This is a genomic window from Streptomyces niveus (genome assembly GCF_001723055.1).
GTDB classification, from domain to species: domain Bacteria; phylum Actinomycetota; class Actinomycetes; order Streptomycetales; family Streptomycetaceae; genus Streptomyces; species Streptomyces niveus.
On record NZ_MDCR01000378.1, the window covers coordinates 315 to 20,008 of the forward strand.

General features: G+C 71.2%; 17 protein-coding genes and 3 tRNA genes. 12 read left to right on the plus strand and 8 right to left on the minus strand.

Features of this window, described 5'->3' with window-relative positions:
- Positions 1-108: 108 nt before the first annotated feature.
- From purD to BHU15_RS33655, 4 genes are all read left to right on the plus strand, one after another.
- Complete coding sequence (purD, locus tag BHU15_RS33640; protein WP_069630589.1) at positions 109-1,374, plus strand: phosphoribosylamine--glycine ligase; 1,266 nt, start codon at positions 109-111, stop codon at positions 1,372-1,374.
- A 272-nt stretch (positions 1,375-1,646) separates the two neighbouring features.
- Positions 1,647-3,416 carry a M48 family metalloprotease gene (locus BHU15_RS33645; RefSeq protein ID WP_069630590.1) on the plus strand — a complete coding sequence of 590 codons (1,770 nt, stop codon included), beginning with the start codon at positions 1,647-1,649 and terminating at the stop codon, positions 3,414-3,416.
- Positions 3,417-3,816: 400 nt separating this feature from the next.
- Complete coding sequence (locus BHU15_RS33650; protein WP_069630591.1) at positions 3,817-5,274, plus strand: N,N-dimethylformamidase beta subunit family domain-containing protein; 1,458 nt, start codon at positions 3,817-3,819, stop codon at positions 5,272-5,274.
- 90 nt (positions 5,275-5,364) lie between these two features.
- Positions 5,365-6,264, plus strand: coding sequence for a phosphoribosylaminoimidazolesuccinocarboxamide synthase (locus tag BHU15_RS33655; RefSeq protein WP_069630592.1), 900 nt, complete (start codon positions 5,365-5,367; stop codon positions 6,262-6,264).
- Between the two features lie 61 nt (positions 6,265-6,325).
- Here BHU15_RS33655 and BHU15_RS33660 read toward each other — a convergent pair.
- From BHU15_RS33660 to BHU15_RS33695, 8 genes are all read right to left on the minus strand, one after another.
- Positions 6,326-6,398 (minus strand) — tRNA-Gly (locus tag BHU15_RS33660).
- 22 nt (positions 6,399-6,420) lie between these two features.
- Positions 6,421-7,080 (minus strand): response regulator transcription factor, encoded by a 660-nt coding sequence (locus BHU15_RS33665; RefSeq protein ID WP_069630593.1) that lies wholly within the window; start codon positions 7,078-7,080, stop codon positions 6,421-6,423.
- Positions 7,077-8,462, minus strand: a complete 1,386-nt coding sequence (locus tag BHU15_RS33670) for a sensor histidine kinase (RefSeq protein ID WP_069630594.1) — start codon at positions 8,460-8,462, stop codon at positions 7,077-7,079. Before BHU15_RS33670 ends, BHU15_RS33665 begins: the two co-directional genes overlap by 4 nt.
- Positions 8,463-8,535: 73 nt before the next feature.
- The gene (locus tag BHU15_RS33675; protein ID WP_069630595.1) at positions 8,536-9,348 is read right to left on the minus strand and encodes an ABC transporter permease; all 813 of its coding nucleotides are present in this window, start codon (positions 9,346-9,348) and stop codon (positions 8,536-8,538) included.
- Positions 9,345-10,340 carry an ABC transporter ATP-binding protein gene (locus BHU15_RS33680; protein ID WP_069630596.1) on the minus strand — a complete coding sequence of 332 codons (996 nt, stop codon included), beginning with the start codon at positions 10,338-10,340 and terminating at the stop codon, positions 9,345-9,347. Before BHU15_RS33680 ends, BHU15_RS33675 begins: the two co-directional genes overlap by 4 nt.
- A 142-nt stretch (positions 10,341-10,482) precedes the next feature.
- Positions 10,483-10,555, minus strand: a tRNA-Gly gene (locus BHU15_RS33685).
- A gap of 42 nt (positions 10,556-10,597) precedes the next feature.
- Positions 10,598-10,669 (minus strand) — tRNA-Gly (locus BHU15_RS33690).
- Positions 10,670-10,808: 139 nt separating this feature from the next.
- On the minus strand, positions 10,809-11,135 hold the full coding sequence (locus tag BHU15_RS33695; RefSeq protein WP_171908496.1) for a histone-like nucleoid-structuring protein Lsr2: 327 nt from the start codon (positions 11,133-11,135) through the stop codon (positions 10,809-10,811).
- Positions 11,136-11,535: 400 nt separating this feature from the next.
- On the opposite strand from BHU15_RS33695, the gene purS reads away from it, so the two are divergent.
- The 8 genes from purS (at position 11,536) to purF (ending at position 19,654) form a co-directional block, all read left to right on the plus strand.
- Positions 11,536-11,781, plus strand: a complete 246-nt coding sequence (purS, locus tag BHU15_RS33700; RefSeq protein ID WP_031230836.1) for a phosphoribosylformylglycinamidine synthase subunit PurS — start codon at positions 11,536-11,538, stop codon at positions 11,779-11,781.
- Complete coding sequence (gene purQ, locus BHU15_RS33705) at positions 11,778-12,458, plus strand: phosphoribosylformylglycinamidine synthase subunit PurQ (protein WP_069630598.1); 681 nt, start codon at positions 11,778-11,780, stop codon at positions 12,456-12,458. The genes purS and purQ overlap by 4 nt, the downstream gene beginning before the upstream one ends.
- The gene (purL, locus tag BHU15_RS33710) at positions 12,458-14,740 is read left to right on the plus strand and encodes a phosphoribosylformylglycinamidine synthase subunit PurL (protein WP_069630599.1); all 2,283 of its coding nucleotides are present in this window, start codon (positions 12,458-12,460) and stop codon (positions 14,738-14,740) included. Before purQ ends, purL begins: the two co-directional genes overlap by 1 nt.
- Before the next feature lie 108 nt (positions 14,741-14,848).
- Positions 14,849-15,373 (plus strand): ArsR/SmtB family transcription factor, encoded by a 525-nt coding sequence (locus tag BHU15_RS33715; protein ID WP_069630600.1) that lies wholly within the window; start codon positions 14,849-14,851, stop codon positions 15,371-15,373.
- Between the two features lie 59 nt (positions 15,374-15,432).
- Positions 15,433-16,275 carry a M23 family metallopeptidase gene (locus BHU15_RS33720; protein ID WP_069630604.1) on the plus strand — a complete coding sequence of 281 codons (843 nt, stop codon included), beginning with the start codon at positions 15,433-15,435 and terminating at the stop codon, positions 16,273-16,275.
- Between the two features lie 10 nt (positions 16,276-16,285).
- On the plus strand, positions 16,286-17,080 hold the full coding sequence (locus tag BHU15_RS33725; protein WP_069630601.1) for a maleylpyruvate isomerase family mycothiol-dependent enzyme: 795 nt from the start codon (positions 16,286-16,288) through the stop codon (positions 17,078-17,080).
- An 87-nt stretch (positions 17,081-17,167) separates the two neighbouring features.
- Complete coding sequence (locus BHU15_RS33730) at positions 17,168-17,992, plus strand: META domain-containing protein (RefSeq protein WP_348538525.1); 825 nt, start codon at positions 17,168-17,170, stop codon at positions 17,990-17,992.
- A gap of 144 nt (positions 17,993-18,136) precedes the next feature.
- Complete coding sequence (gene purF, locus BHU15_RS33735; RefSeq protein ID WP_069630603.1) at positions 18,137-19,654, plus strand: amidophosphoribosyltransferase; 1,518 nt, start codon at positions 18,137-18,139, stop codon at positions 19,652-19,654.
- Positions 19,655-19,694: the final 40 nt, after the last annotated feature.

Consider the following 19,694-nt stretch of genomic DNA (forward strand, 5'->3'; position numbering starts at 1 on the left):
CGGCACCAGACCCCGCTCACTGATCCGGCCTGATCCAAACGACAGGCCCTAGGTCCCGCCCCCCGGACGCCAGGCCGGTCACCGGGCCCGGCCCGCTAGGCTGCCCCCGTGAAGGTCCTTGTCATCGGCGGCGGTGCCCGCGAACACGCCCTGTGCCGCTCTCTGTCCCTCGATCCCGACGTCACCGCTCTGCACTGCGCACCCGGTAACGCCGGTATCGCCGAAGTCGCCCAGCTGCACCCGGTCGACGCCCTGGACGGTGCGGCCGTCGCCCGGCTGGCCACCGAGCTGGAGGCGCGGCTCGTCGTCGTCGGGCCCGAGGCGCCCCTCGTCGCCGGGGTCGCCGACGCCGTACGCGACGCCGGCATCGCCTGCTTCGGCCCGTCCGCCGAGGCGGCCCGGCTGGAGGGTTCCAAGGCCTTCGCCAAGGACGTGATGGCCGCCGCGAGCGTTCCCACCGGGCGCAGCTACGTCTGCACCACCCCCGAGGAGATCGACAAGGCACTCGACGCCTTCGGCGCCCCCTTCGTCGTCAAGGACGACGGTCTCGCCGCCGGCAAGGGCGTCGTCGTGACCGACGACCTCGCCGCCGCCCGCGCGCACGCGCTCGCCTGCGGCCGTGTCGTCATCGAGGAGTTCCTCGACGGCCCCGAAGTCTCCCTCTTCGCGATCACCGACGGCCGTACGGTGCTCCCGCTGCGCCCCGCCCAGGACTTCAAGCGCGCGCTCGACGGCGACGAGGGCCCCAACACCGGTGGCATGGGCGCGTACTCCCCGCTCCCGTGGGCCGACCCGAAGCTGGTCGACGAGGTCCTCGACACGGTCCTCCAGCCCACCGTCGACGAGCTGCGCCGCCGTGGCACGCCCTTCTCCGGGCTGCTGTACGCGGGACTGGCGATCACCGGCAGGGGCGTGCGGGTCATCGAGTTCAACGCCCGTTTCGGCGACCCCGAGACACAGGTGGTCCTGGCCCGGCTGAGGACCCCGCTCGCCGGTGTCCTGCTGGCCGCCGCCGAGGGCCGGCTGGCCGACCTGCCGGAGCTGGTGTGGCGCGACGACGCGGCGGTCACGGTCGTCGTCGCCTCGCACAACTACCCCGACACGCCCCGTACCGGCGACCCGATCGAGGGCCTGGCCGACGTCGTCGCGCAGGATGCGCCCGACGCGTACGTCCTGCACGCCGGGACCCGGCTGGCCGACGACGGCGGTACGGTCCTCAGCGCCGGCGGCCGGGTGCTGTCCGTGACGGCGACCGGCAAGGATCTCGCACAGGCCCGGGAGCGGGCGTACGCCGCCGTGGGGCGCATCCGGCTGGATGGTTCCCAGCACCGTACGGACATCGCCCGCCGGGCCGCCGAGGCCCCCGAGGCCTGAGCCGGTACCGCGTCCGCACCCCCATCCCTCTCAGTCCCTCTCCGTCACGGAAGCCACACCCCCAAACATCCGCACCGCCAGCACCTTTGACCAAAGCCATTCCATCGAGTGACGGTTAACCCATCCGGATGACCCTCGCCGAGGCCCCAACTATGGTGCGGCGCAAGCGTTCGGGCACTTGGCCCACCGGCATTGCGATGTCAGTGGCGGGTGCCACAGTGGGGGAGTGAGCAAATCCGCCGCAGTGCTGGCAGAGGGGGTGAGATCCGGACGTGTCCGATTCCGGTGTGGGTGAAGAGATCGGCGCTCAGGGCGCCAGGGCCCGGGCTCTCGCTGTGCTGCGCGTGCGCAGCAGAGCGGCGGCCGTCGCGCTGCTGCCCGCCGCGGCGGCAGCCGTCCTGCTCGTGGGGGGTGCCACGGGCCGTCTCACCGGCGGGAGTTGGGACGCCGCGCGGTGGGCCGTGACCGGGGTCGCCGTGGCCGTGCTGCTGTGCGCGGCCGCCGTGGCCGCCGTGATCACCAGGGCCAGACCCGCCCTCAGTCCCACCGTGGAGATCGCCGAGCGCTCCGCCCCCGATCTGTATCGCCTGGTCCGTGATCTGGCCGACCGGCTGAATGTGCCGGCGCCCTCGTCCATAGCGCTGACACCGGACTGCGACAGCTGGCTGGAAGACCGTACGCACCCCGCGCACGCCCGCGCCGACGCCCCGCGCACCCTGGGCGCCGCAAGCGCCGCCCCCGTCCTCGTCATCGGATCCCCCTTCCTGTGGTGGATGCGCGTCGCCGAGCTGCGCGCCGTGCTGGCCCCGGTCGTGGCCGGTACGGGACCGGCGGCGCACCCCGACATAGCCGCCGCCCGCCGCTTCGTCCGGGGGCTGGACGCGGCCGTGGCCCTGGCGGGCCGCCGGGACCTCGGGCTGATACGCCGGGCCGCACTCGGCCTCGTCGGCCGGATCGCCCGTCTGATGCTGCGCGCCTGCGCCGAGCACGCCGCCCTGATGGAGCGCGGGGTCGCGTCCGCCGCGTCCGAGCGCGCCCAGGGGGTGGACTACGGCCTGCGGATCGTCGCCCAGGAGCAGGTCGGCCTCGCCTACGCGGGCTGGGACCGGCTGCTGACCCGCGTCGCCCTGCCGGCCTGGCGGATGGGCCGCTGGCCGTCCCGGCTCGACGTGGGGGTCGTGTCGGCGCTCACCGAGCTGTCCCGGCGCGACCGGCTGGCCGAGGGCTTCACCTCCCGGCTGGGCGAGCGCCCCGCCTGCGATCTGCTCGAAGAGCCCGGCGCCGTCGACGAGGCCGCGTCCCTGCTGGCCGCGCGCCTCTTCCACGGCGGCCCGGCCGTCTCGGGCCCCGACTGGTCCCCGGTCGACTGGCAGCAGTATCCGGAAGAGGTCGTCGACCGTAAGTGGCGTACGGAAGCGGCCAGGCTGCACCGCGTCCTGGACGACATGGGCGTACGGCGCTCCGCGCGGCCGGGCGACCGGCCGCCGGGCGACCCGGCGGACGGCGCCGTGCCCGGACCGACGCTGGACCGGGTCATGGCCCATCTCGCCGGGCAGGGCGAGGAGGCGGGCGACCGTCTCGCCGCCGGGATCAGCGCCGAGGTGGCCCGCGAGGAGGCCGAGACGCCGCCACCCGCGTCCGCCGCCTCCAGCACGTCCCCGTCCGGCACGCCGGGCTCCAGCACGTCCCCGTCCACAGCGGCCGACGCGACCGCTCCCGCGACCCTCGACACCTCAGGAGACGCCCTCGCCCTGCGCGGGACGGACCCGCTGCCCCTGTTCCCGCTCATGCCGCCCCGTACCGGCCGTGAGCTGCTGGCCGACCACGTCACGGCGATGGTCTGCTGCGCCGCCGTTGACACGGCGGGCGCGGTCCCCGGCCTCGACTGGCTCGACGGCCCGGCCCTCCTGATGGACGGCAAGCGCCGTACGGACCTGGCGGGCGGCGTGCTGAGCCTGGTGGAGGACGGCGACGGGGAGCCGCTGCGGATGTGGCTCGCCTCGACGGGCGTACGGCCGGAGAAGCCGGTCCGGCTGGTGTGAGGTCGGTCACGGCCGACCCCGCCGGGCGCCACGCCGGGAGCCGGACCCACGACGCGCCGCGGCACCCGCGTCACCCGCCGGATGTCCGCCCAATGTCCGCCAGATGTCCGCCGAACAGCTCACCAACCCCCGGCAGACGCGGCCCGACGCGCTCTCCAGCACCCGGCCTCCGGCCCCGCTCCTCACCCAACCACCCATCCGGAGCCGGGTGTTCCGCCCCGTTCCCTCCGCTTCTCTCCACTTCCGTTCGCCTCCATTCGCGACGAACGGTGACGGAGCGCGTGCGTTATGTGATGTGCTGGAGGCCGACGCTGACACGGCCCGCCGCCAACGGCGGCCCGCCCACCGGCAGTCGGTCAACCGCCAACACCTGCACGGGTTTCCAGGGAGGGGCGCGCCAATGTGCGCCGATCACATCCGACGGTGGGAGTCGGGCGCGCTCGCCCACGCCGTCTCCGATCCCTTCGGCCAGGGACCGGTGCCCTGGCTGCGCGGCAGCGAGAACTACTTCGACGACACGGGCCATCTCGTCCCCTGGTACGCGGACCCGACACTCGGGCGCGACCGCGGCGGCCCCCACACCGCCGACGACGTCCACCGCCAGATCAAGGGCTTCGCCTCGGCCGGCGCCGCCGCGCCCGGCGAGTCGATCGACTTCCACATCACCGTCGATCCGCCCCAGCCGTTCTCCGTGGACGTCTACCGGATCGGGCACTACGGCGGCGAGGGCGCCCGCAAGATCACCACCAGCCCCCGGCTCTCGGGCATCGTCCAGTCCGCCCCGCTCGCCGCCGAGCGCACGGTCTCCTGCCACCACTGGTGGCTCTCCTGGCGCCTCCAGATCCCGTCGTACTGGTCGCTCGGCGCGTACGTCGCCGTCCTCACCACCACCGACGGCTACCGCTCCCACATCCCCTTCACGGTCCGCGACACCCACCCCGCCGACCTGCTCCTCCTGCTCCCCGACATCACCTGGCAGGCGTACAACCTCTACCCGGAGGACGGCCATCTCGGCGCCAGCCTCTACCACGCCTGGGACGAGCGGGGCCGGCTCCTCGGCGAGGAGGACGCGGCGATCACCGTCTCCTTCGACCGCCCGTACGCGGGCGCCGGCCTGCCCATCCACGTCGGCCACGCCTACGACTTCATCCGCTGGGCCGAGCGCTACGGCTACGACATCGCGTACGCGGACGCCCGCGATCTGCACGCGGGCCTGATCGACCCGACCCGCTACCGGGGCCTGGTCTTCCCCGGCCACGACGAGTACTGGTCGGTGCCCATGCGCCGCACCGTCGAGCAGGCGCGCGAGCACGGCACCTCGCTCGTCTTCCTCTCCGCCAACACCATGTACTGGCAGGTCGAGCTGGGCCCGTCCCCCTCCGGCGTCCCCGACCGCCTCCTGACCTGCCGCAAGCGCCACGGCCCCGGCCGCCCGGCCCTCTGGCGGGAGGTCGACAGACCGGAGCAGCAGCTGCTCGGGATCCAGTACGTGGGCCGGGTCCCCGAGCCGCACCCGATGGTCGTACGGAACGCGGAGCACTGGTTCTGGGACGCCACCGGCGCCTTCGAGGGCGACGAGCTGCCCGGCCTGGTCGCCGGCGAGGCCGACCGCTACTTCCCGCGTACGGCGCTGCCCGAGCACGACGAACGGATGCTGCTGGCCCACTCGCCGTACCGGGACGCCGGCAACACCCTTCGCCACCAGGAGACTTCGCTCTACCGCGCCCCCTCCGGCGCCCTCGTCTTCGCCTCCGGCACCTTCGCCTGGTCGCCCGCGCTGGACCGGCCCGGCCATGTCGACCCGCGCGTCCAGCGCGCGACGGCGAATCTCCTCGACCGCATCTGCAAGCGCGACTGACGCGGCACCCCCGTGCCCCCACGCGCGTCCGGCGACCCCCGTACGGGAGAATCGGCTGTGCAAAGCACCCACGGCGAGGAACGAGGAACCGTGTCCGGATTCGTAGAAAAGCCCGAGCCCCTTCAGGTCCCGGGCCTGGTGCATCTGCACACCGGCAAGGTGCGCGACCTGTACCGGAACGAGGCGGGCGATCTCGTGATGGTCGCCAGCGACCGCATCTCCGCCTACGACTGGGTGCTGCCCACCGAAATCCCCGACAAGGGGCGGGTGTTGACGCAGCTCTCCCTCTGGTGGTTCGACAAGCTCACCGATCTGGCGCCCAACCACGTCATCTCCACCGACCTCCCGGACGGCGCCCCCGCCCACTGGGCCGGCCGCACCCTGATCTGCCGGTCGCTGCGGATGGCTCCCGTCGAGTGCGTGGCCCGCGGCTATCTCACCGGCTCCGGCCTCGCCGAGTACGAGCAGACCCGCACCGTCTGCGGACTCGCCCTCCCCGAGGGCCTGGTCGACGGCTCCGAGCTGCCGGGGCCGATCTTCACGCCCGCCACGAAGGCCGCGGTCGGCGACCACGACGAGAACGTGTCGTACGAGGAGGTCGCCCGCCAGGTCGGCGCGGAGTGCGCCGCGCTGCTGCGCCGTACGACGCTCGACGTCTACGGCCGCGCCCGCGACATCGCCCGCGACCGCGGCATCATCCTCGCCGACACGAAGTTCGAGTTCGGCTTCGACGCCGATGATCAACTGGTGCTCGCCGACGAGGTGCTGACCCCGGACTCCTCGCGCTTCTGGCCGGCGGCGAGCTGGGAGCCGGGCCACGCCCAGCCGTCGTACGACAAGCAGTACGTACGCGACTGGCTGACCTCGCCCGCGTCCGGCTGGGACCGCGCGAGCGAGCAGCCGCCGCCCGAGCTGCCGGCCGAGGTCGTGGACGCGACGCGCGCCAAGTACCTGGAGGCGTACGAACTCCTCACCGGTACGCGCTGGTAGCCACCGGCCGCGAACAGCGAAGAACCCCCGGCCGGTGATCCGGCCGGGGGTTCTTGTGCTGAGCGGACGACCAGGTTCGAACTGGCGACCTCAACCTTGGCAAGGTTGCGCTCTACCAACTGAGCTACGTCCGCGTGCGCCGTGGCGCGCAGCCCACTATACCCAACCTCGCTCCCGGGCGAGACGCACCGCCGTATGCCGGCTCGAAGCCCCCAGTTTGGACGCGGCCGACGACAGATAGTTCCGCACGGTGCCCTGCGACAGCGAGGCCCACGCCGCGATGTCCGCGATCGGCGCCCCGTCGGCGGCCAGCTCCAGCACCTCGGCCTCGCGCGCGGTCAGCGGCGAGTCCCCGGCCGAGATCGCGTCGGCGGCCAACTCGGGGTCCACGTGCCGGTTTCCGGCGTGCACGGTACGGATGATCTCGGCGAGCTGCCGGGCGCTGACGGTCTTCGGTACGAAGCCGCGCACCCCCGCCGCGAGGGCCCGTTTGAGATGGCCGGGCCGGCCGTGGCTGGTGACGATCATGGTCCGGCAGCCGGGCAGTTCGCTGCGGATGGATGTGGCGACCTTCACACCGTCGGCGCCCGGCATCTGGAGATCGAGCACGGCGACGTCGGGGCGGTGCGCCAGGGCCATCGCCAGCGCCTCGGGACCGGACGCGGCCTCGGCGACGACGGTCAGATCCTCCTCGAGACCGAGGAGCGCGGCGAGCGCGCCCCGGATCAGATGCTCGTCGTCGGCGAGAAGGACCCGTACGGGGGCGGCCGGAGTGGCCGGAGCGGCCGACGCCGCCGGATCTTGTACGTCGCTCACGCGCTCACCTCGTCGCTCACGGACCCCTGCGCCACAGCCGGCTGCACCGCGGACCCCTGCGCCACCGTCTCCGGGGACATGACCTGCGCGGCCGGTACGGGCGGCTCCGCCGGCAGCGGCACCCGGGCCGTGAGCCGGAAGTGCCCACCGGCCACCGGACCCGCGTCGAGCGTGCCGCCCAGCGTGTCCAGCCGCTCGCGCAGCCCGGCCAGCCCGGCGCCCGCGGTCCGGGGTGTGCCCGCCGCGCCCGCCCGGGCCAGGGCGCCCTGTTCGGGCAGCCCGTCGTTCTCGACGACCAGCACCGCGTCGTGCCCCTCCCGTACCGTCAGCCGCACCGTGCACTGCCGCGCGTCCCCGTGCCGCAGCACGTTCGTGGCGGCCTCCCGCACCACCCACCCGAGGGCCGACTGCACCTCGGGGGCCAGCCCCACGGCGGCGTCCTCGCTGCCCGTCTCCACGCCCGCGCCCGCCCCCGTCAGATCCAGCCGGAACTTGATCCCGGCAGCCTTCAACACACCCCGCGCGCCTTCCAGTTCGGTGGGCAGGTCCACCTCCCGGTACCCCCGCACGACCGCCCGCACCTCCCGCTGCGACTCCTGCGCGATCCGCTGCACCTCGGCCATCTGCGCGGCGGCCTGCTCGGTGCCGCCGCGCCGGGCCAACTGCTCGGCCAGCTCGCTCTTGAGCGCGATCACCGCGAGATTGCGGCCCATCACGTCGTGCATGTCCCGGCCGAACCGCAGCCGCTCCTCGGCGACGGCGAGCCGCGCCTGGAGTTCACGGGCGCTGTCCAGCTCCCACACGGACCTGACCAGCCAGACCGAGAATCCGCTGGTGAATGCGAGGGCCAGCGTCGCGATCACCACCCCGAGCACCGCGCCGAAGATCCCACGGAGCGGCACCCCGAGCACCAGGCCGGTCAGCGCCACGAACACCGCGGTGGCCAGCGCGATCAGCAGCATGCTCCGCACCCGGCGGACACCGATGACCAGCGCGGCGACCCCGAAACCGGCGAAGGTGACCAGTACGGAGGAGACCGTCTGGGCGACGTCCACCTTCTCGGGGTCCGAGGGCAGCAGGGCGACGGCGGCGACGCAGCCGGCGGCGGTGACCACGACCGTGGCGCCGAGCAGCCGGACCGGCTTGGCGCGCCTGCCGAGCGCCCAGGACAGGGCGTACGAACTGGTGGTCGCGATCACGATCGCGTGCACGCAGATCAGCAGCAGGAGCCAGCCGCCGATCGGGGAGTCGGTGCGCACGCCGGCCATCAGCCCGATGACCCCGATCTCGGCCACCGCGAAGAGGTGGAAGGACCAGCGGGTGTAGATCTCGACCTTGGCCGGGTTGCTCTTTCCGGACCACGCGACCTTCGCCCTGCCCATCCTCACGATGCCGTCCCTCCTGCGCTCTCGCCCGAGTCGTGCCCTGCCCTGCCCCGTGCCCTGCCCGTCGCGGTCAGCGCCGCGGCTCCCAGCGGAACCACAGCTTCACAGCAAACACCGACAGTACGAGCCAGGCCAGGGCATTCAGTCCCGCCATGGCCAGATCGCCGCCCGAGGCGCCGCCCAGCCAGCCGGCCCGTACGAGGGTCACGACGCCGGTCATCGGCAGCAGCTCGCAGAACGAGGCGATCTTGTCGGGCAGCGTCTCCAGCGGTGTGAACAGGCCCGATCCCAGCGACGAGATCAGGAGCATCGGCAGGATGGTGATCTGGGCGCTCTCCACGGTACGGGTGAACGCCGCCGACGCGGCGGCCAGCGTCGCCATGAGCCCGATGCCCACCAGCACACCGAGGACCAGCAGCTCGGGCCGCTGCGGGGCGCTGATGTCCAGGAGCGCGATCCCCGCGACGATCAGCACGACACACTGCGCGACCGCCAGCGAGGCGGCCGGCAGCGCGGTCCCGGCCAGGATCTCCGCGTCGGAGGCCTCGCCCGTACGGAGCCGCTTGAGCACCAGTTCCTCGCGCCGGGCGGTGTAGGCGGAGGTGAGGTTCATGTACACCACCAGGAGCAGCACCATGCCGATGCCGCCCGTCATGGCGATCTCCATGATGCTCAGCCCGGTGCCGTCGAGGTCGACGTTCTGCAGAAAGGACTTCGCCGACGCGATCAGCAGGAGCGGCATGAACAGGGCCGTGAAGAGCATGGTCCTGTTGCGTATGAGCAGCGTCATCTCGGCCCGCCCGAGCGCGCCCAGCCGTCCGGCCCTGGTCGTCGTCGGGCCCTCGGTGGACTCCTCCACCGTCTGTGTGATTGCCGTGCTCATGCCGCGAACGCCCCTCCCGTGTTGGTGCCCGCGCCGGGGACAGTGGCCCCCGTGCGCTGGGCGGCGATGTCCAGGAACGCCTCTTCGAGCGAGGCCGACCGGGCATCGAGCTTGTCCAGATGTACGCCGAACTCCTCGGCCCAGCGCAGCAGTTCGGCGAGGTCCCGCTGAAGGTGCTGGGTGCGGATCTCGATCTGCCTGCCGTCCGCGGCCGCCATCAGCGTGAGCGGCAGCTGTCCGGGCTCCATCCCCGTGGGCAGCCTGAACCGGATCCGGGCAGGCCTGGTCGCTGTCACCTCCGACGGCGTTCCCGACACCACGATGCGGCCTCCATGCATGATCGCCAGCCGGTCCGCGAGACCCTCGGCCTCCTCCAGGTAGTGCGTGGTCAGCAGGACGGTGGTGCCGCCGTCACGCAGCTCCCGCACCAGGTCCCAGGTGTCCCGCCGGCCCTCGGCGTCCAGACCTGTCGTCGGCTCGTCGAGGAACAGCACCTCGGGCCGGCCGAGCAGGGCGAGCGCCAGATCCAGCCGCCGCTTCTCACCGCCGGACAGTTGCTTGACCCGTACGTCGGCGCGCTTGCCCATGCCCACGAGGTCCAGCGCCTCACCGGTGGGCCGCGCGCCGCTGGTGCAGCCCGACCACATCCGTACGGTCTCCTTGACCGTCAGGTCGCTGGGGAAGCCGCCCTCCTGGAGCATCACCCCGGTCCGGGGCCGTACCTCGGCCCGCTCGGTGTACGGGTCGTGGCCCAGCACCCGTACCGTGCCGCCGCTGGGGCGGGCCAGGCCCTCCAGCATCTCGACGGTGGAGGTCTTGCCCGCGCCGTTCGTACCGAGCAGGGCGAACAGCTCGCCCTCCCCGACGGTGAACGAGATCTCGTTCACCGCCTGGAATCCGCCCGAGTAGGTGCGCCGCAGCCGCTCCACCTCGATGACGTTCCTGTCCACATCCGTGGCACCCGCGCCGTGGTCTCGCAGAGTTCGTGTCATGCCTTCAAGACTTCCGCCGGACGGGGCCAGGGAGCAGTGCGCGCTGTCACCACTGCTCATGACAAATGTCATCGGGGCCCGGAAGCGGGCGGGCGGACACGACGAAGGCCCCGGTCACAAGTGACCGGGGCCTTCGGTACGGAGCGGACGACCAGGTTCGAACTGGCGACCTCAACCTTGGCAAGGTTGCGCTCTACCAACTGAGCTACGTCCGCAGTGCATCGTTCATCAAACAACAGTCCTTCGATGTGATGCAGAGCGGGTGACAGGAATCGCACACTGCGCCTCCCCCTTGGAAAGGGGGCGTTCTACTACTGAACTACACCCGCACGCTGCTTCAGGTTCGGCTTTTCGGCCTTGCCCTTCGGCGTGCTCCAGACTCTAGCCGATGGCTGGGGGTGCTGTGCAACTCCGATACCCGGCGAGCCCGGCCGGCCGGCTCCTGACCGGACGGTCCCTCAACTGACCTCAACTGGCCTCGCGGAACGCCTCGTAGACCCGCTTGGGGATCCGGCCGCGGGCCGGCACCTCCATCCGGTGCGAGAGCGCCCACGCGCGCACGGCCGCCGGGTCGGGCGCGAGGGCCGTGTGCCGGTACGACTTCCGGTTCTTTCCGGCGTGGGTCTGCCGCCGGCCCGCCTCCAGGTAGGGGGCCAGGGCCTTGCGCAGTTTCTTGGCATTGGCGGGATTGAGGTCGATCTCGTACGACTTCCCGTCGAGGCCGAACGAGACCGTTTCCGCCGCTTCTCCGCCGCTGATGTCGTCGGAGAGCGTGACCACTACGCGCTGCGCCACGGATATCGGTCCTTTCGTGCGGCAGCCGCCTCGTCGGACGCATGCTTCTGAAACATGGCTGACGTGCGGCGATACCGGCCTTCCGGCTGTTTAGGGGCAATGCGACTTGCCGCTCTATTCCTTTGTACAGCGAACCGCATCGCATTGTGAAGCCCAGCCAATTGCATCAGCGTGTCAGACGGCAATGGTGAGGGCGAGTTTTTTCCGGGATTTTTCCGTGTGGTCTCACGGTGCGATATCGACGGAGATCGGTGGAGAGTCCGGCACTGTGGGGATATCTACTCGCGTAGATTTTGTGTACGGGTACGCTGAAGGCACTCGGGGGGTCGGGGATTCCCCGGTCAGAACCACACAGCCGCAGACAGCTGCACACAGCCGCACCACACCACCGGGAGTGCCAGTGGCACGCGTCGTAGTCGACGTCATGCTCAAGCCGGAGATCCTCGACCCGCAAGGACAAGCAGTGCAGCGCGCACTGCCCCGGCTGGGTTTCGACGGGATCGCGGACGTCCGCCAGGGAAAGCGTTTCGAGCTGGAGGTGCAGGGCCCGGTCGACGAGGCCGCCCTCGCCCGCATCCATGAGATGGCCGAGACGTTCCTCGCCAACACCGTCATCGAGGACTTCGTCGTAAAGGTGGAGTCGTGACCACTCGTATCGGAGTCGTCACTTTCCCCGGCACACTCGACGACCGCGACAGCCTTCGCGCTGTCCGCATCGCCGGAGCCGAGCCCGTCTCCCTCTGGCACCGTGACAAGGACATCAAGCAGGTCGACGCCGTCGTCCTGGCGGGTGGATTCAGCTACGGCGACTATCTGCGCGCCGGCGCCATTTCCCGATTCTCGCCGGTGATGGAGACGGTCATCGAGCAGGCGAAGGGCGGCATGCCCGTCCTGGGGATCTGCAACGGCTTCCAGATCCTCACCGAAACGCATCTGCTGCCGGGCGCGATGCTGCGCAACAACCATCTGCACTTCATCTGCCGCGACCAGAAGCTGCGGGTGGAGAACGCCGGGACGGCGTGGACCGCCGACTACGACGCGGGCCAGGAGATCTCCGTACCGCTGAAGAACATCGACGGCCGGTACGTGGCCGCCGAGAGCGTGCTGGACGAGCTGGAGGCCGAGGGCCGGGTCGCCTTCCGTTACCTGGACGGCAATCCGAACGGCTCGCTGCGCGACATCGCGGGCATCACCAACGCGGCGGGAAATGTCGTGGGTCTGATGCCGCACCCCGAGCACGCCGTGGAACCGCTGATCGGTACGGGCCGTACCGACGGGCTCGGATTCTTCACCTCGATCCTGAAGAAGCTGGTAAGCGCCTGATGACGATCAAGAACCTGGACACCGTCAAGCACGCGGCGGGGACCCCTGACGTCGACCAGCCCTGGAAGGAACTCGGCCTCAAGGAGGACGAGTACCTGCGGATCCGCGAGATCCTGGAGCGCCGGCCGACCGGCGCCGAGCTGGCCATGTACTCCGTCATGTGGTCCGAGCACTGCTCGTACAAGAGCAGCAAGGTGCACCTCAAGCAGTTCGGCGACAAGGTCCCCGCCAACGACGCGATGCTCGTCGGCATCGGTGAGAACGCGGGCGTCGTGGACGTCGGCCAGGGGTACGCGGTCACCTTCAAGGTCGAGTCGCACAACCACCCCTCGTACATCGAGCCCTACCAGGGCGCGGCCACCGGCGTCGGCGGCATCGTCCGCGACATCCTCGCGATGGGCGCCCGCCCGGTCGCCGTCGTGGACCCGCTGCGCTTCGGCGCGGCCGACCACCCCGACACCCGCCGGGTGCTGCCCGGTGTCGTCGCCGGCATCGGCGGCTACGGCAACTGCCTGGGCCTGCCCAACATCGGCGGCGAGGTCGTCTTCGACCCCTGCTACCAGGGCAATCCGCTGGTCAACGCGGGCTGCATCGGCGTCATGAAGCACGAGGACATCCACCTCGCGCAGGCGTCGGGCCCCGGCAACAAGGTGATCCTGTACGGCGCCAGGACCGGCGGCGACGGTATCGGCGGCGTCTCGGTGCTGGCCTCCGAGACCTTCGACGACGCCAAGCCGACCAAGCGCCCGGCCGTCCAGGTGGGCGACCCGTTCCAGGAGAAGCTCCTCATCGAGTGCACCCTGGAGATCTTCGCCGAGAAGCTGGTCGCCGGTATCCAGGACCTCGGCGGCGCCGGTCTGTCCTGCGCGACGAGCGAGCTGGCGTCGGCCGGATCCGGCGGGATGCGGGTCGAGCTGGACACCGTACCGCTGCGCGACTCGTCGCTCTCGCCCGAGGAAATCCTCATGAGCGAGTCGCAGGAACGCATGTGCGCGGTCGTCGAGCCCGACAAGGTCGACCGGTTCATGGAGATCTGCGAGAAGTGGGACGTCATCGCGACCGTCATCGGTGAGGTCACCGAGGGCACCCGGCTGGAGATCTTCTGGCACGGCGAGCAGATCGTGGACGTACCGCCGCGCTCCGTGGCGCACGACGGCCCGGTCTACCACCGGCCGTACGCCCGTCCCGACTGGCAGGACGCGCTCCAGGCCGACGACGCCAACAAGCTTGCCCGGCCCGCGAGTCCGGCGGAGCTGCGGGAGCAGGTGCTCAGGCTCGTCGGCTCGCCGAACCAGGCGTCGAAGGCGTGGATCACCGATCAGTACGACCGCTTCGTCCAGGGCAACACGGTGCTCGCGCAGCCCGAGGACGCGGGCATGGTCCGGATCGACGAGTCGACCAACCTCGGTGTGGCGATGGCGACGGACGGCAACGGCCGGTTCGCCAAGCTCGACCCGTACACGGGCGCGCAGCTCGCGCTGGCGGAGGCGTACCGCAACGTCGCCGCGTCCGGCGCCAAGCCGCTCGCCATCTCGGACTGCCTGAACTTCGGCTCGCCCGAGGACCCGGCCGTCATGTGGCAGTTCGCCGAGGCCACGCGCGGACTCGCCGACGGCTGCCTCCAGTTGGGCACGCCGGTGACCGGCGGCAACGTCTCGCTCTACAACCAGACCGGTGAGACGGCGATCCACCCGACGCCGGTCGTGGCCGTGCTCGGTGTGATCGACGACGTCACGCGCCGTACGCCGATCGCCTTCGCGGAAGAGGGCCGGCTCCTCTATCTGCTGGGCGAGACCCGCGAGGAGTTCGGCGGGTCGGCGTGGTCGCAGGTGATCCACGACCATCTGGGCGGGCTGCCGCCGGCGGTGGACCTGGACCGGGAGAAGCTGCTCGGCGAGATCCTGATCTCGGGATCCCGCGACGGCATGATCGACGCGGCGCACGACCTGAGCGACGGCGGTCTGATCCAGGCCGTCACCGAGTCGTGCCTGCGGGGCGGCAAGGGCGCGCGGCTGGTCGTGCCGGACACGTTGTCGATCAGCGGCTCCGCCACGGGCGACGCCTTCACCTTCCTGTTCAGCGAGTCGGCCGGGCGCGCGGTCGTGGCCGTGCCGCGCAGCGAGGAGCTGCGCTTCACCGACATGTGCGGGGCGCGTGGGCTGCCCGCGACGCGGATCGGTGTGGTGGACGGCGAAGAGATCGAGGTCCAGGGCGAGTTCAGCATCCCGCTGAGCGAGCTGCGGGCCGCGCACGAGGGCACGATCGAGGCCCTGCTGGTCTGAGCGCACGACACGGCCCCCGACCGGTTCTTCCCGAACCGGTCGGGGGCTTCGTCGTGTCCGGACGCGATCCGGGTTGCGCTCGATTACGTAATTACGTAACTTCTTGGCATGGAGCTTGAGGAACGTGTCGCCGAGCTGGAACGCCGGCTCGCCGCGCTGGAGCGTGTGGAGAGCCCGGCCCGGCCGCCGCGAGGGGAGCGGCCGGGGATCACGGCGGACGACGCCTTGCGACCGCTCCGGGAACTTGAGGAACAACTCGCCGAGCTGGAGGCGCCCGACGGCGGGGTGACGTACACGGGCTCGGTACGGCTGCCGACCGAGCAGCACTACCGGTGGCAGTTCACCGAGCTGACCGGCCAACTGCTCGACGCCGACTGGTCGGTGACCGTCGACTGCTTCGCGGCGCTCGGGCACGCCGTACGGCTGCGGCTGCTGCGCGAGATCCTCGGCGGTCTGCGCACCGCCGCCGAACTGACCGCCCTGGACGACATAGGCACCACCGGCCAGATCTACCACCACCTGCGCCAACTGACCGGCGCGGGCTGGCTCCAGACGACAGGGCGGGGGCGTTACGAGGTACCGGCCGCCCGCGTCGTACCGCTGCTGGTGATGCTCTCCGCCGCCCGGAACTGAAGCCCACCGCAGACCCCACCGCAGCCCCCCACCGCAGACGACCCGAGGTGACCCGCACCATGTCCATACGGAAACTGACCGCGATCCTGGCCCGCTGCTGTCTGCTGCTCGTCATCGTCCTGGTCCTGGGCATGATCTTCGCCGGCTGGGATCCGCCGCTGTGGCTGCTCTTCCCCCCGGCCGTCTTCGTCCTTGCCGTGCTCCTGATCCAGGGCCGCCGCACCGCCGCCGCGCTGAAGGGGACCACCGCCCGCACCCCCGTGGAGACAGGGGCCCCGGTGTCCGGGCGCTGGACCGCGCTCAACAGCCCGGCGACCAAGGTGCCCAGCCACGGCATCCACAGCTACGGCCAGACGTACGCCATCGACATCCTGGCCGCCCCGGACCCCGACCCCCGCCCGCCGTTCGCGATGCTGTGGCCGCTCGTACGCGGCAACAGCCACTACCCGGCCTTCGGCGCCCCCGTACTGGCCGTGGCCGACGCGACCGTCGTCCGGGTACTGAACGGGCGCCGCGACCATCTGACCCGCACCTCGCTGCCCGCGCTCGCCTGGATGATGCTGATCGAGTCACCGCTGCGGGAATCGGCGGGCCCCTCGTGGATCGTCGGCAACCACGTAGTCCTGGACCTCGGTGACGGCACGTACGCCATGTACGCGCACCTCAAGCAGGGCTCGGTGACCGTCGCCGCCGGCGACCGGGTGCGGGCGGGGCAGCGGATCGCCGCCTGCGGCAACACCGGCAACTCCACCGAGTCGCACGTCCACTTCCAGCTGATGGACGGCCCCGACCTGGACACCGCGCGCGGCATCCCCTTCACCTGGCGCGGCGTCGGCGTCCCGGCCAACGGGGAGTCGTTCACCCCGGAGCCCGAGGTCACCCCCGCCGAGCGACTCGATTAGCCTCCCGGACATGCCACCGGCCATGAAGCGCAAACCACGCGGTTACGACTACGACAAGACCCGTACCGCCGTCCTCACCCAGTTCGCGCACGTGCGCGCGGCGGTCCTCGCCCTCACCCCCGAACAGCTCGCCCTGCCCGCCGGCCTCGGCGACTGGACCGTACGCGAGCTGGCCGCGCACCTGTGCTTCGGCGTCGAGAGCGTCAGCCGCGCCCTGGAGCAGCCCGCGCCGCCCGCCGTCGAGGTGGGCCTGCCCGAGTGGGCGTTCGCGACGGCCGCGTACGCCGCCCCGATCTCCGACGACGTCAAGGCGTACGCGGCCTCCGCCGAGCCCGCCGAGCTGTTCGCGCGCACGGCCGACCGGATCGACGCGCTGCTGTCGGACGCACCGGCCGACCGGCTGATCGCCATCCGGGTCGGAGCCATGCGCCTCGGGGACTTCCTGGTCACCCGCACCGTGGAACTCGTCGTCCACACCGACGACCTGCACCGCGCGACCGGGCTCGACATCCCCTTCGACCGGCAGGCGCTCGCCGCCTGCACGCGGCTGCTCGCCGACGCGCTCGCGGCGAAGGCACCGGGAGCCTCGACGGAGGTGCGGATCCCGCCGTACGCCGTCGTGCAGTGCGTGGAGGGACCCCGGCACACGCGCGGCACCCCGCCGAACGTCGTCGAGACGGATCCGGTCACCTGGCTGCGGCTCGCCACGGGCCGTACGACCTGGGCACAGGCGCTGGCATCGGCCCAGGTCAGCGCCAGCGGCGAACGCGCGGATCTTGCCGCACTGCTGCCGGTCATGAGCTGACCGGCCGCCGCCCCCGTACCGCCGCCCGGCAATCGCACGGAACCGGACCCGGGTGTGCCTCGTCACACCGGTATGCGGAAACAGTCAGTGACCACCGTCACCGCCCTCACGACCCTGACCCTCCTCGCCCTCGCCGGCTGCGGCACCGAGACCGGCAGAGAGTCCGACGGGGCGGCCGAGGCCGGCAGCGCGGTGCGGACCGATCTGCCCCTGACCGACGTGCGCTGGAGCATCGAGAGCCTCAGCGTCGACGGCAAGAAGACCGCGGCGCCCGCCGGGGCGTCGGTGGAGATCGACTCCAAGGGCAAGGCCAGCGCGCAGACGGGGTGCAACTCCATCGGCGCACAGGTCACCATCGACGGCGACACGATCACTGTCGGTGAGAAGGAGACGACGCTGATCGGCTGCCCGGACGAGCTGGCGGCCTTCGAGAAGGCCCTCGGCGGCGCCTTCGCGGGCAAGCTGAAGGCCAAGGTCGAGGACAAGAAACTCACCCTCACCGGCGCCGACGGCGACTCCATCGCCCTGACCGCCGAGAAGCCGGCGCCGCTGGTGGGCACCGGCTGGGCCGTGAGCGGAGTCGTCTCCGGCGGGACGGTCAGCTCGCTGCCCCAGGACAAGAAGGGCGAGACCGGCAAGGCGACGCTCACCTTCGCCGAGGACGGCACCGTGAGCGGCAATCTGGGCTGCAACGGCTTCTCGGCGCCCGCGAAGGTCACGGACTCCACGATCACCTTCGGAATGCTCAGGGCCACCAAGAAGCTGTGCCCGGAGCCGGGAATGTCCCTGGAGTACGAGCTCAGGAAGATGCTCGACGGGAAGGTGACGTATGAGCTGCACCACCGTGAACTGACCATCAAGGCGGCCGACGGCGAAGGCTTCACCGCCGCCGCGGGCACCCCCGCGAAGTAGTACCCGCCCGGTTTTCCCTGGTGAACGGGGACCTCCCCGAGTGGGCCGGTGGCGACACGCCGCCGGCCCACTTCACCGTCCACCGCGCGGCCCACTTCCGTACCGCATTCGGACCAGCGGTCGATCTCGCCTACACTCGGTGGCGTGCCTCGTGGTGATGGACGACTCAGCCACGACCTCCTCCCCGGCGAGAAGGGCCCTCAGGACGCTTGCGGCGTCTTCGGTGTCTGGGCCCCCGGTGAAGAGGTCGCCAAGCTCACCTACTTCGGACTGTATGCACTGCAACACCGCGGACAGGAGTCCGCGGGCATCGCAGTGAGCAACGGCTCCCAGATCCTTGTCTTCAAGGACATGGGCCTTGTCTCACAGGTCTTCGACGAAACTTCCCTCGGCTCCCTCCAAGGCCATATCGCCGTGGGTCACGCCCGCTACTCCACCACCGGAGCCTCGGTGTGGGAGAACGCGCAGCCGACCTTCAGAGCCACCGCTCACGGCTCCATCGCGCTCGGCCACAACGGCAATCTGGTCAACACGGCCGAGCTGGCCGGACTGGTCGCCGACCTCCCCAAGGAGAACGGGCGCTCGACCCGCGTCGCCGCGACCAACGACACCGACCTGATCACGGCGCTCCTCGCCGGACAGACGGACGACGACGGCAAGCCCCTCACCGTCGAACAGGCCGCACCGCAGGTCCTGCGCGCCGCCAAGGGCGCCTTCTCGCTCGTCTTCATGGACGAGCACACCCTGTACGCCGCCCGTGACCCGCAGGGCATCCGCCCACTGGTCCTCGGCCGGCTGGAGCGCGGCTGGGTGGTGGCCTCCGAGAGCGCCGCCCTCGACATCTGCGGCGCCTCCTACGTACGGGAGATCGAGCCCGGCGAGATGATCGCCATCGACGAGAACGGTCTCCGTACCTCGCGATTCGCTGAAGCGAAGCCCAAGGGCTGTGTCTTCGAGTACGTGTATCTGGCCCGCCCCGACACCGACATCGCCGGCCGGAACGTCTACCTCTCCCGCGTGGAGATGGGGCGGAAACTCGCCAAGGAAGCGCCCGCCGACGCCGACCTCGTCATAGCGACACCGGAGTCCGGCACCCCCGCCGCGATCGGTTACGCGGAGGAGAGCGGCATCCCGTACGGCTCGGGCCTGGTGAAGAACGCGTACGTGGGCCGGACCTTCATCCAGCCCTCACAGACCATCCGCCAACTCGGCATCCGCCTGAAGCTCAATCCTCTTAAAGAGGTCATCAGGGGCAAGCGCCTGGTGGTCGTCGACGACTCGATCGTCCGCGGCAACACCCAGCGCGCCCTGGTCAAGATGCTGCGCGAGGCCGGCGCCGCCGAGGTCCACATCCGGATCTCGTCCCCGCCGGTGAAGTGGCCCTGCTTCTTCGGCATCGACTTCGCCACGCGCGCGGAGCTGATCGCCAACGGCATGTCGATCGAGGAGATCGGCACGTCACTGGGCGCCGACTCCCTCTCGTACATCTCCATCGACGGCATGATCGAGGCGACCACCATCGCCAAGCCGAACCTCTGCCGCGCCTGCTTCGACGGCGAGTACCCGATGGACCTGCCCGATCCGGAACTCCTCGGCAAGCAGCTGCTGGAGACCGAGCTGGCGGGCGGCGCCGACGCCGCCGACGCGCTCAGGCGGCCCTGACAACGGCCGTGAGTGCCCGTGAACGTGCCCGTACGGCCCG